At 45.4% G+C, this 13,739-nt stretch carries 7 protein-coding genes; all 7 read right to left on the bottom strand.

Going from position 1 to position 13,739, the window contains the following annotated elements:
• Window positions 1-149: 149 nt before the first annotated feature.
• The 7 genes from LVD17_RS19320 to LVD17_RS19350 all read right to left on the bottom strand — a co-directional run bounded on the left by LVD17_RS19320 (window position 150) and on the right by LVD17_RS19350 (window position 13,666).
• Window positions 150-1,262, bottom strand: a complete 1,113-nt coding sequence (locus LVD17_RS19320) for a suppressor of fused domain protein (protein WP_233760653.1) — start codon at window positions 1,260-1,262, stop codon at window positions 150-152.
• 22 nt (window positions 1,263-1,284) lie between these two features.
• Window positions 1,285-2,007 (bottom strand): carboxypeptidase-like regulatory domain-containing protein, encoded by a 723-nt coding sequence (locus tag LVD17_RS19325; RefSeq protein WP_233760654.1) that lies wholly within the window; start codon window positions 2,005-2,007, stop codon window positions 1,285-1,287.
• 115 nt (window positions 2,008-2,122) lie between these two features.
• Entirely contained in the window at window positions 2,123-3,715 is a 1,593-nt protein-coding gene (locus LVD17_RS19330; protein WP_233760655.1) for a PorP/SprF family type IX secretion system membrane protein, read from the bottom strand.
• 38 nt (window positions 3,716-3,753) lie between these two features.
• Window positions 3,754-10,776: a Calx-beta domain-containing protein gene (locus LVD17_RS19335; RefSeq protein WP_233760656.1), complete on the bottom strand. Its 7,023-nt coding sequence runs from the start codon at window positions 10,774-10,776 to the stop codon at window positions 3,754-3,756.
• Window positions 10,777-10,807: 31 nt separating this feature from the next.
• Window positions 10,808-11,770: a methionyl-tRNA formyltransferase gene (locus LVD17_RS19340; protein ID WP_233760657.1), complete on the bottom strand. Its 963-nt coding sequence runs from the start codon at window positions 11,768-11,770 to the stop codon at window positions 10,808-10,810.
• Window positions 11,771-11,802: 32 nt separating this feature from the next.
• Complete coding sequence (locus LVD17_RS19345) at window positions 11,803-12,930, bottom strand: ABC transporter substrate-binding protein (protein WP_233760658.1); 1,128 nt, start codon at window positions 12,928-12,930, stop codon at window positions 11,803-11,805.
• Between the two features lie 139 nt (window positions 12,931-13,069).
• On the bottom strand, window positions 13,070-13,666 hold the full coding sequence (locus LVD17_RS19350; protein WP_233760659.1) for a phage tail protein: 597 nt from the start codon (window positions 13,664-13,666) through the stop codon (window positions 13,070-13,072).
• Window positions 13,667-13,739 lie beyond the last annotated feature (73 nt).

Consider the following 13,739-nt stretch of genomic DNA (forward strand, 5'->3'; position numbering starts at 1 on the left):
TGTTTATAGATTGAAATGTGCCGGGAATCTGATTTTCGGTGCATTTCTCTTTTATGGGATAAAGTATGGATAGATAATTTAAGTTGTTGGAGTTTTTTCCAACAACTAGGGAGTCAACTTATTTAAAATCCTACTATCAAGACAATTTTTTAAACCACCTCATCACGGTCTAGTGAATAAATAGCGGTACCAATTTTGTCTAGTTTTGAGATAAGCGATTCGCTGCCATTATCTATAACGTCTTTTCGTTCCTTTTGCGAGATGGGTACCATCCAGAGGAAATTGACGTGAGAGTTACGGTATTTACCTAACTCAATCTTTGGAAGCAACTCCAGTTGATTGGTTAAAATAACACTGTTGAACTTGTTTGAATTCAAGGGTTGGAAATTTATAGTGTGCCCCTCTCCGAAAAACGTGATGTTGTCCCAGGGCAGGCACGCCTGACCGCTTATCCACTCGGCAATATTTTGCAGGTCACTTTCCTGCAACTGAGAGTCCAGAATTATTCCTAATTCTATACGATTATGCTCCAGCCTGTCATCAACATACATTTCAACGGATGGCATGGGTATAAGAGACAGGCCTACGGTTGCAAATACAGTTTTGGAGGCACCATTTCTAAGGTAAAGGCCTTTAGGGGGCCACTGGTTGCCATCAATGGCATAGTATTTATCACTTTTGCCAAGCAGGTCTTCATATACCTCAAGTATCCGGGGTTGCTCCAGCCTGAATGGGTTTAGTTCACTACTCCAGGAATACCAGCAAGCTATGGCTTGCTCCACTCTTTCCGGTAGCTCATTCGAGTCGGTTATTTCCCAGGCAAAGTTGCCGTGGCCTTTACAGTCTCTGGCGTATCCGGGAAAGTCTTCCAGTCCTGACCATGCAGGGATGATAGCCAATATCTCATCTTTTAAAAAAAGTGCGGCGCCGTCTCCTTCTTCCAGCCATACAATACTCAGGTCACCGGGCTTTAGCTTTTCCTGCCCTTCAGGAAACTTACAATATTGCCTGGGAAGCAAAGGAGGAATGCCTTTATTCAGGAGTTTGGTTTCGAGTTCATCAGGAGCATGGGTTAAATTTCTTACCCAGCAGGACTTGATACCAAAATTTGTTTCTTCATCTCCCCATAAATAAAAATATACAACACGCTCGTCCTGCTCTACAATGGCTTTGATCGGGCATAGCGGAGATTCTTCTTCCAGGAGAACCTCGGGCTCTTTTTCGGCCTCCTTAGTCGAGAAGATTTTTTTGAGAAAACTCATAGTTTAAAAATGTGGATTGTACTTATTCGGAATGTTCATCAGGCTCAAGATCCTCTGTCCAGGCGGTAGACATAAAATACGCATAGGTCTGTTCATTAAAAATTCCATACATTATTGTAGTATCAGGAGAGGTGATCGTTAACCATGCACCACTATTTACTGAAAGATCATACTCCATATCACTTTGAACCAGCTTTCCGGTTACTCTGCAAGGTAAGTGGTCAAACTGATAATGCCATTGCGATCCGTCGATTTCTTTTGCTTTTCCTATAATGATACGGATTTGCTTTTCTGTAAGGTCCCACTCCTGGCATATAGTGGTGTCGTTCATTGATGAGGGTGAGTTATTTTTCTTCATCAATTTCTTTACTTTATATTCCCTTTGCTTATCAAAAAATATACTGGTCTTTTGTATGGGCCTCAGGTAAATGGTATCTGTACTGCTGTTAGGAAGCGTAACTTTCTCAGTGATATAATCCTGATGTGAGAAGTATAAAGTGGCTTCATCACAAGATCCGGTAACTCCGTTAAATACAAATTCTCCTTGCTTTTCGGTGAAAGTTTTTCTGTTAAAAGGGGTGTCAGCATCACCGGCATCTGTACGGCCGATTGCCACATAAGGTACCGGCATATTAGTAACTTCGTCCAGCACAACACCGGAAATCTCGTATTGACAGTCACACCCTGTCAGTACCAAAAGCACGAGCAAATTTATGATGTGGTAAAAAGGTTTCAAACTAATCAATATTCTACAAGGTTATTTCTTTATTCATTTTCACAACCTCACGGCCCTCATTTTAAATGACAGGTCTGGATATTATCAAACCTGCTATTCGATCATTTTTAACGGATATTCTATATCAATATACCACTTTAAATTCTACCCTTCTATTTTTCCTTCTGTTTTCCTCGGTACTGTTATCCGCTACAGGATTGCTTTCCCCACCGGCCTTCACTTGCAGCCTGTCTGCAGCAATGCCATTGCTTCTCAGGTACTGGCTTACAATGTCTGCCCTGCTTTTGGAAAGTTCATAGTTTGTTTTCTCCGCACCAAGGTCGCATGTATAGCCTGTCAATTCTATATCAAACTGATCTTTATTTTTAAGTATGGCTACGACCTTGTCCAAAAATTCCTTTGAATCTGCTGTCAGATGATCCGAATTAAGTTCAAATTTAACCGTTTCTTTCAGTACCCTTTTCTCCTCAGCAGTTAACTCGGGGGCAAAGGTCCCTGTTCCGTTGGTACCCTCCGTTATATGTCCGGTATCAGCTTCCTGCCCGGAGCCGGCTTTATGGTCGTTTTCTTTCACAACGTCCGTTTTTTCTTCGGCAGGTTCATTCACTTCTTCTTCAGTTTGCTTGCTTACCTCTTCCGGGATGGGCTCTTCTTCAACAGCTTCAGGCTCTTCTTCGTCTTCTACCTCAGGTTCTTCCTCCATAGAAGTGGCAGAACTTGTTGGTGGTGAGATCTCCTGCGGAACATATGCCTTTGTTTTACGCTTCAACCTGAACGAAACGGCCAGCTCAAAAATACCGTTCTGTCCGGCGTTCAGCTCTTCACCTACAGGGAGGTCATAGCTAATGCCGACAGTAAACTTAGGCTGCTCATAGGCAATAGAGAATACTCCAAGATCATTGGTGTTATACCAAAGCCCCAGGCTTACTCCTTTGGGGCCTTCTTCGGTGCTTTCCAGCTCATAGCCAAACCTTGACCCCAAGTTGAAGTAGTTATTGTCGGCCTGATTGATCCATCTCATGGTTGGCATCACTGAAAATTTCATTCCCTGGTACACCCGGTAGCCTGCGGTAGCTTTCAGGCTCAGCGGCAGGTTGTCGTCCTCTACATCAGCAAATGATATATTAGGTTCAGTGGCATTGAAAATAGAAGCCCCAATGAAAGCTTTGTCTCTTCCCGACTCATCACTTACTTCATAGTAAATCCCTCCGCTTAGGGTTGGGTAGCTTTTATTTTGGTTCAGTACAGCATCTCCGGATACTATAGTAGGGTCAAATACACCATTTACAAATTGATCGTCGGTAGTATAATCACTGCCTGTTTTCCTTTGAAAATAGCCACCCTGCAAGCCAAGGCTCAGAGCGGAGTTAGAAGATATTTGTATACTATAAGCTACACCCAGCAGGCCTCCGTTGGTACTTACAAAATCGGATGCCTCATCATTAAGGAAGTTACCTGCGATCACCAGACGGTGGTTGCCGATAAATATCGGATAATAGGCTGATATTGAAGATGAACGAAAATTATCCCCTTCTTCAATAGCCTGATTCCGGTAGTTTAGCATTAACCTAACATCCTCCACAGCACCGATTTGACCGGGGTTTGTGAAAAACGGGGCGTAATGATACATGGAAAAATTAGGTTCCTGAGCCTGAGCTTTGATGCTGAATACCAAAATCAAAATAAGCAGGGGAGAGAATTTTTTTAAGAATATCATAATATACGGGATTATCATTTCTTGTTTATATATAAATATTATCTGGCTAACCTGATGATGCCGGTATCTTTTCCGTTGATCAATATCGGAGATCCATTGGAGAAGCTACCTCTGACTACCCAAACATATGCCCCTTGAGGCTGTTTGGTCCCTTCATTGGTGCCATCCCATCCTGACTGAGAGAGTTCTGCAAAACTACCTGAACTATATACCAGGTTTCCCTCTCTGTCAAAAATGCTCAGCTCGATATCAGCAATATCGCCACCACCGCGAAGAATGAAACGGTCATTGGTTTGGTCGTTATTAGGGCTGAACAAGGTAGGTAAGAACAGTTCATTAGGTAAAATTTCAAATGTTACTGTTACATCTTCCGCAGGTTCGAAAAAGTCATTTCCGGCCTGGCTGGCAGTGATGGTGACCGTACCAATACCCTCTATGATCACCATGCCGTTTGAAAGTGTGGCTACGCCCGATGCCGGTTGGGTAGTTATCGCGAAAGTTACCGGCTCTCCCGAGTTTCCGCCACTGGCTTTAAGCTCAACAGGGCCTTCTCCAAGGGTCATATCCGGGATCGGTTCAAAAGTTATTACCTGGGCTTGTCGGGCATCATTATCAGTAATAGTATAAGTGTGTACGGTATTGGCTTCAAGTGTGGCATTTGTTGGTGAGGACAATGTAACAACTATAGTCTCATCAGCCTCAACAAGCTGATCATCAACTATGCCAGTGATATCGATATTACCGCTTTGGTCACCAGCGTTGATTGTCAATGTGCCGTTAGCCAAAGTGTAATCCGTTCCTCCGCCGGTAGCGGTCCCGCTAACTGCATAATCTACAGTTACATTTTGTGCGCTGATTACAGATAGTTCTACAAGAAGGCTTGCACTGGCCGTAGCTTCACTGCCCGAACTGCTTGTAGTGCTGAATTGAATGCTGGCAGCCGTTTTATTAACATTATCCGTAGCCGGGGCTCCTGCATTACCGGCAGCATCAGTAAGGGTGACGCTAAGGGTAATCGTACCATCGGCAAGTCCGCTCAGGTCGATGCCGTTTACCTGCTCACCGGCTGTTCCCACAGTGCCTGAACCTGTGACGCTTGTGCCACCACCAGAGCTGCTAAAGGTATAATTGTATGTGGTGCCTGTTTCGGCTCCTGCAAAAGTAAAGCTTACAGCATTTTGGTTTCCTGCATTAATATCAGTCTGATCGATAGTAACCGTATAGCCCGCCGGGGCAGTCTTGTCCAGGTTAAGGACTAAACTGTTATCAGTTTGCTGGTTGTTTGCAGCATCTGTTGCCGTTATCGTAACCGCAATAGCAGAACCTTCTATCATATTACCTGCGTTATCTACATCTGCAATGGTCACACTGTAAGTGCCATCGCCATTGTCTGTCATAGCAGCCGTAGCGCTTAGCCCTGAATTGATCACTGACAGGTCAGCGGTTACTGTAAGTCCTGCTTCACCAAGGTCAGCCACAATGGTCAGGCTTTCCCCCGAGCGGTATGAGTTATCACCGCCATTATCATCCACCGAGATAAACACTGGTGCAGATGCATCTTTAGGTGCAGTGCTTGTAGCCTGAGAACCAGTATTTCCTGCAGGGTCAGTCAGCGTGACGCTGAGCGTAACCGTACCATCTGCCAAGCCACTCAAGTCAATTCCGGTGATTTGGTCAGTAGCTGTGGCAATGGTGCCTGAGCCTGTAACATTCGTTCCGCCACCGGAGCTACTGAACGTGTAGTTGTAAGTGGTACCAATTTCAGCGCTGGCAAAGGTAAAACTCACTGCAGCTACGTTACCGGAGTTTATACTTGTCTGATCTATATCAACAGTATAACCTGTCGGAGCTGTCTGATCAAGAATAGCAGAGTTGTCACTAACAACCCCTCCGGTATTGCCACCTGCGTCAGTTAAGGTAACCTCAACGGTCAGGGTTCCATCCGTAAGTGAGCTTACGTCAATGGTTACTACCTGACTGCTGCTGACTACTGTTGTAGGATTAGATACGGTAGCAGTATTTCCATCACCAGAACTGCTCACCGTATTATTGATCGTTGTACCTATTTCGGCACCGGATACTGTAAATGATGCGGTGGTAGCCTCGGTTGCGTTGATCAGGGCATCGTCCCAGGTTACTGAATAGCCTGTTGGAGGGCCTGCATCTTTAGTTTCTGTAGCGGTGGCATCCGGGCCGGTATTTCCTGCATTATCAGTCAGGTTGATGGTAAGTGTGATGGTACCATCTGTAAGGCCGCTCAGGTCATAGCCTGCACCGCCATTATCGAATTGCTCTGTGGCAGCAGTTACTGTTTCCGTTCCAGTTACAGGTGTGCCACCTCCGTCGCTGGTGAAAGCATAGTTGAGCGTAGTACCTATTTCAAGGCCTGAAGCGGAGAATTCTATAATGTTCTGATTGATCACATTGATAACGGTTTCTCCGAGAAGGTCTATGGAGACGGTGTATCCTGAGGGAACTCCCGTGTCCTTGGTTATATTATCCGTGGCTGCAGCGCCGATGTTGCCTGCATTATCAGTTAAAGTCACTGATAGAGTAAGCGTACCATCACCCAGGCCACTGACATCTATGCCACTAATCTGTTCGGTAGCAGAGGCAACCGTACCCGATCCGGTAACATTGGTGCCACCGCCAGAGCTGCTGATGGTATAGTTGTAGGTAGTGCCGGTTTCTGCACCTGCAAAGGTAAAGCTAATAGCAGTACTGTTGGTGGAGTTGGCAGCAGCCTGATCAAAGGTTACCGAATATCCTGTGGGAGAGGTGGTGTCTTTTATTTCTGTATCTGTAGCCGGACTTCCGGTGTTGCCATTGGTGTCCGTTAGTGTGACGGACAGGGTAATGGTGCCATCGCCAAGTCCACTGAGATCTATACCGCTGATCTGATCAGTGGCAGAGGCAACAGTACCTGATCCGGTAACATTGGTGCCGCCTCCGGAGCTGCTGAATGTGTAATTATAGGTAGCCCCGGTTTCAGCTCCTGCAAAAGTAAAACTCACAGCTGTTTCATTGGTAGTGTTTATCGGACTTTGGTCGATAACCACTGAGTAACCGGCAGGAGGTACAGTCTCCTTGATCTCAGTATCTGTGGCTGTGCTTCCTGTATTACCATTAACATCTGTGAGCGTTACTGCTAAAGTTATGGTACCATCACCCAGCCCGCTCAGGTCTATTCCACTGATTTGGTCGGTGGCCGTGGCAATGGTGCCTGACCCAGTAACATTCGTACCGCCGCCGGAGCTGCTGAACGTGTAATTATAGGTAGCGCCGGTTTCAGCCCCGCCAAAAGTGAAGCTCACAGCGGTTTCATTTCCTGAATTTATCGGGCTTTGATCAATGGTTACGGTGTATCCGGCCGGAGCAGCAGTGTCTTTTGTTTCTGTGTCCGTAGCCGTGCTTCCGGTGTTGCCATTGGTGTCCGTTAGTGTGACGGACAGGGTAATGGTTCCGTCACCCAGTCCACTTAAGTCTATGCCACTGATCTGGTCTGTTGCCGTGGCAATGGTACCCGATCCGGTGACGTTAGTGCCGCCACCAGAGCTGCTGAATGTGTAGTTATAGGTAGCGCCGGTTTCAGCTCCTGCAAAAGTGAAGCTTACTGCGGTTTCATTTCCTGAATTTATAGGACTTTGATCAATAGTTACAGTGTATCCCGCTGGAGCAACGGTGTCTTTGGTTTCAGTATCTGTAGCTGCGTTCCCTGTATTGCCATTGGTATCGGTAAGCGTTACAGTAAGGGTAATGGTACCGTCACCTAACCCGCTTAGGTCTATGCCACTGATCTGATCGGTGGCCGTAGCAATGGTGCCCGAACCGGTAACATTGGTGCCACCACCGGAACTGCTGAACGTGTAGTTGTAAGTTGTTCCTGCCTCAGCTCCTGAGAAAGTAAAGCTTACGGTAGATTCATTACCACTGTTTATCGGACTTTGGTCAATAACCACCGAATAACCTGCGGGGGGTACGGTTTCTTTGGTTTCAGTATCTGTAGCAGGGCTGCCGGTGTTTCCGATAGCATCAGTTAATGTTACCGAAAGTGTAATGGTTCCGTCTCCGAGCCCGCTGAGGTCAATGCCAGTAATCTGATCTGTAGCCGTAACAATGGTGCCCGAACCTGTAACGTTGGTGCCACCGCCAGAGCTGCTAAACGTGTAGTTGTAAGTTGTTCCCGCTTCAGCTCCTGCGAAGGTGAAGCTTGCCGCAGTTTCATTACCATTATTTATCGGGCTTTGATCAATGGCAACCGAGTAACCTGATGGAGCTGCCGTATCTTTTGTTTTGGTATCTGTAGCGGCAGTTCCTGTATTACCATTGCTGTCGGTCAGGGTTACCGAGAGTGTAATGGTGCCATCACCCAGTCCGCTGAGGTCAATTCCACTAACCTGTGCGGTTGCGGAAGCAATAGTGCCGGAACCTGTAACATTGGTGCCACCTCCGGAGCTGCTGAACGTGTAGTTGTAGGTAGTACCTACTTCTGCTCCCGCAAAAGTGAAGCTTACCGCCGTCTCGTTGGCGACATTAATAGCTGTTTGATCAATAGATACTGAGTAGCCCGTAGGGACGGAGGTGTCCTTGGTTTCAGTATCAGTGGCAGGTGCTCCTGTATTTCCTCCGCCATCAGTAAGTGTTACCGAAAGTGTGATGGTGCCATCACCTAAGCCACTGAGATCAATTCCGGAAATTTGGTCTGTAGCCGTTACTATAGTGCCCGAGCCGGTAACATTGGTGCCACCACCCGTGCTGCTAAAGGTGTAGTTGTAAGTTGTGCCTACTTCGGCACCGGCAAAGGTGAAACTCACATTAGATTCATTTCCATTATTGATCGGACTTTGATCAATAGTGACAGAGTAACCTGAGGGTACCGTAGTATCTTTGGTTTCAGTATCTGTAGCAGTACTTCCCACATTTCCGGCTGCATCGGTGAGGGTAACAGAAAGTGTTATCGTTCCATCACCGAGGCCGCTGAGATCAATTCCTGAGATTTGATCGGTGGCCGTGGCAATAGTGCCTGAACCGGTGACATTGGTACCGCCGCCCGAACTGCTAAACGTATAGTTGTAAGTAGACCCAACTTCGGCACCGGCAAAGGTGAAGCTCACCGCAGATTCGTTGCCCGAGTTAATCCCTGCCTGGTCTATGGTAACAGAATAGCCCGATGGCGCAGTAGTATCTTTGGTTTCAGTATCCGTGGCCGCTGTGCCCGTGTTGCCAAAAGTATCTGTAAGTGTTACGGAAAGTGTAATCGTTCCATCTCCCAGTCCGCTGAGGTCAATACCAGAAATTTGCTGGTTGGCTGAGCTTACGGTGCCTGAACCGGTAACATTGGTACCACCTCCGCTGCTGCTAAAAGTGTAATTGTAGGTAGCACCCACCTCAGCCCCCGCAAAGGTGAAGCTGGCAGCCGTTTCATTACCGGCATTGATCGGACTTTGGTCTATGGATACTGAGTACCCGGAAGGGGGAGCAGCATCTTCATCAATAATCGTCAGGGTTACCTGTTGAACCCCATCTTCAGTAGCATTGGTAGGGGTGAGCATGTCAATAATAACTGTTTCATTCCCTTCTTCAATACCATCAAATAATGAGGTGACTCTAATACTATCCATAGAGAATCCGGGGTTGATCGTAATGACTGACCCGGTGATACTATAGTCAGTACCACCGCCAACGGCCGTTCCGCCAAAGCTTAGGGGGATGCTGACTGTTACCCCGGCTGCTGCACTTAGCTCACCGACAATGTATGCCTGGCCACCACTTTCATCAGTTATCGGGTTGTAAATAGGCCTTAGCAGAAGGGAGGCCGTCGGTTGAGGGTCGTCATTGATAATGGTGTATGTAACCTGCTGTGTGCCATCCTCAATACCCCCGGCAGGTACGCCGGAGATGTCTATCACTACTGTTTCATTACCTTCAAAAAGGGCATCGTTAATATTAGTTAATGTAATAGTTCCGGTAGTTGCTCCGGCGGTTACTGTTATGGTGGTACCACTAGTGGAGTAGTCTACACCATTTGTTGCAGTGCCACTAAATCCCAGGTTTACGGTTGTGTTAATACCATATGCATTAGAAAGTGTAGCCGTAACTGTTGTGGCAGTGGTTATTGCTTCTGATTTACTTGTCGGGCTTATTCCTAAAGTAACGGTGGGAACCGGAGTGACATTTAAGGTAGCGATGTAGTTTCCTGTACTGTTTTCAGTTCCGTCGTTTACCTCAAACTGAAATGAGGTGTTAGTGGAGCCATTTTGAATGTATTGCAGGTTGCCTGCGTCCAAATCAGCTTTGCTTATCTGGTCGCTGACGGAGACTTCTTCACCACCGTCATAAGTATCATCATTATCAGCATCTACATAGAGTGTTCCTGCTCCGGGTACCGCTTCTATAAGAACGTGGGATAAGATGTCTCCATCGCCATCTGAATATCCGAAGTTGGCGGTTGAAAAGGTGTAGGTCAGGTTCTCGTATGGGCCGTTAGAGGCGGTAAAACTTGATGCTGTAGGAGCTGTATTACCTGCAGCTGCCGCAGATATTGTTATATCCTCAATGGTAATAGAACTACTAGAGGGAGAGGTAGAAAAAGTAAACCTAAACTCATCGATGTTGTCGAAATCAGTATCTGAGGAAACATCAATAAATTTAGCTTCGGCATTTACTACTGACTCAGAAAATACTGCTCCGGTCACCGCTGAACCATCTCTGAATCCTGTAATGGTATAAGTAGTTGCACCTAAAAAGAATCCTATATTAATGTTGTCAAGTTGAAATTCAGACCCATCATCACTTCCTATAGAAAAGTAGGTTGGGGTTTGCATACTCATACTGATTTGACCAGACCCATTACGACTGGTGAAGCCATTTCCACCTCCTACAGAAGTAAAAGTCCACCCATCCAGACTTCCGCTTCTTGGTGATGCCCCAAAGCCTGCAATTTGTAGAAAACCCCCATCAAACGTAGATGTTCCTATAGTTGGTTGAGCCAGTGACCATGATGTGCTCAATAAAACGAAACATATAATGACTATTAAATTCCTGGTAATACTCGATTTCATATTATATCAGTTTATTTCCTCAATGATTTTTTCACAGTATCAAACTGCTTTTCTTCTCCTCTTTTTCCTTATTTCCTGAGTAAAACTTTTCATTGAGTTTCACTCCCAATGCTGCCAGCTTATGACCAGTTAGGTAAGCTTCAGGTGTTCTTATTAAATTAATGCGTAAAAAGCGGTAGTCAGAACACAAAACGAATATGCCATTCTGACCATCTGCATATACAATACTTCCAGGCTCCAGAAGTGTTGCATTAGAAACATCCGCAGGGCTTACTTCCAGTATCCTTACCATCGAACCTCTAAAATAGGTTATGGCCCCTCCGTATTTCGGATTACTGGCATTAATAAGGGCTTCTATGCTGTCAGCGGTTTGATTTGCCCAGTCAATAGTAAGGTCTTTTAAATCTGGCTTCGGTTTGATCTGTCCCTCGGGTATTTTCCTAAAGTTGGGTTCAGGTTGCTTAAGCAGCGCCAACACTCTGCCAGGGATGGAAGCTGATATGAGGCTCAGGCGGGCACCCAGCAGACCCCAGTTCTCGCCAGGGAATATGGATATCTGTTCCTGGTGGACGAGGTAGCCATGATCAAAGGTACTATCCATTAAATGAACGGTAATATGGGCCAGGGTCTGCCGTTCCTTTAGTATCCAGAAAAGCGGATCTGCACCCCCATATTCAGGAAGTTTACCAAAGTGAAAGTTAACGGCTCCGTTTTCTGGTATATCCAGTATTTCTTTAGGGAGCAGGTATGGGAAGGTCATACAAAATATTACATCCGGAGCCAGGTCTATCAGCCAGGCCTTAAGTGTGGTATTAAGTTGACTTTTGTCTACACGGATTAGTGGGATCTTATTTTCTACTGCAAAGGCCTCTATATTTTCATTTTCATGGTGAACATGGGAAGGGATGACTATACCTTGGAGATTTTTAGCTTTGTATAACTCCATCAGCAGGGGTATACCCCAGGAACTGTTTGTAAATACAACTGTCTTCATTGTGCTATTATTTTTTCTTTCTTCACTATCATTTAGTAGAACATATATGGGTTAGTAAAAGCAGTTTTTGCCAGGGTCATCTCGTCAAGGTATACCTTTGAAATATCATTTGCCCGTATAGTGGTGCACACTTTCGGTTGTTTAAAACAGGATTTACCCCTGAAAACCTTCACTTCTCCTGCCAACTCATGGTTTTCCATTCTAAATGTTTCATCACCAAACTGAAACACAAAATTCTCCCATGCGCTGAGAATGTTGCGGGTATCCTTTGTCGGGGCACTCAATCTTCCGGCGGCTTCGTAGATCATGGCGCCGGAGCGGTAGCCCAATGCATGGAACAGGTCAGGGGCGGTATCGAGGTATTCGTGCACGCCATTGACAAATGAAGGCTCTGAAGGCGTCAGGCATCCTCCCGGGAACGCCCAGTATTTTTCAACAGGGTTGTTTTTGGAGTAAAACGGCGTGATCACCATATTGTCAAACCCCGACCCTAGGTCATCGGTGAATTGATTAAGTAACAATGGGGGTAAAAATAAGGCAGGAGTGATGCCTTCGATATTTTTGAAGTGCTTGTTAAACTCCACGATCAGGTCAGTGGCTTCGTAAGAGTTAAGGTATACTTCATTAATAATATGAGCCCCATGTGCCTGTAGTCCGCTTCTGAAGGCACGTAAAGGATCATAGCCGCTGTCATATAGCGAAGAAATGAGTATCCAGTCATTTTTTATTCTTCCGGCAAGATACTGGCCCAAATGGAAGTACGATTGCCAGAATTGAAAAGTGTTGAAGTACAAGTTGTCCGGTATGGCATCTGCCTGAATGGCATTTTCGCCAAGGTTGGAGATCAGAAGAGGCATGTCTACCTGGCTTAGCATTTGCGCCAGTTCTATGGCCGTGCTTGAGCCCATGTGGCCTGCAATAAGAGTTACCTGATCCTGTACCAGGAGCTTATGAGCTTTTTCGTTTACCTGAGAACTGCTGCCAAAGCCGATATCTTCAATGATCAGTTCTACCTCACCTCGCTCAAATTTGTTTTCAAAAAGTGTAAAATAGAGCCTGATGCCATTTATGAAATTGATCCTGGCTTTTGGGTATTCTGTTGACTGAGGAACTAGCACCCCGACTTTTATAGACTTTTGATTTCCTCTTTTTTCCAGCATTAAAGTCAATGTTTAGGAAAACAAAAAAAGGCCAATAACTAACCTTTTTTTGTATTGATATTTTATTAATGATTTCATGTACAAGTATATTATATGGCTAAAACCGCGACGGATAAGAGCCATATAAATTGAGAAAGCACTAATTTCTTGAGGGGAATATACCCTGATAGCAAATTATGGGCAAAACACATGTCCATGGTTGCATATTTTCATGAGATTGAGTTCCTCCTGTCAATCCGATTGTTGTATTAATCGGGTTGAAAGCGATACTATTAATTTGTACGGCATCACTTGCCATGGTGGCATTGGCGGATGATTCGTAAATAGGTGCGGCCTGATCAACACCCAAATAAGTGCCGGAAGGGCTTGTTCCGCTTGATGAGTTTGCATTTACCCTGATAGTGGCTGATGCGCTGTTTACTGTTGGATTGCTGGTTACCGCGGAGTGGTTGTGTGCAGGGATCTCCAGAATATTTAATGTAACGGTTTGTGTTCCTGCCATTTGGCCATTGGATCGCGGTGTGAGGCCAGGACCATTACCTGCACCAACAGGTACGCGCCCACGCAGATCCGGAACTGCAAATGTGGTTCTGCCGTCTCCGCCATATATTGTTCCTATCAAAGAAAAGAAAGCAGTGAATTGCGAAATTGCTAATAATCTTCCGTCACATGGGAACCAGTTTCTGGGAGACCAGGTTGGTCCGAAATAACGAATCTCTGAAATAGTACCTTCCATAGTTTTTGTTTTTAGTTGAAATTGTTTTAAAAATTGATGTTATTTATTTTTAATTTTAATTTTATGTTAAAAT

It is taken from the genome of Fulvivirga ulvae (genome assembly GCF_021389975.1).
Classification (GTDB): Bacteria; Bacteroidota; Bacteroidia; order Cytophagales; family Cyclobacteriaceae; genus Fulvivirga; species Fulvivirga ulvae.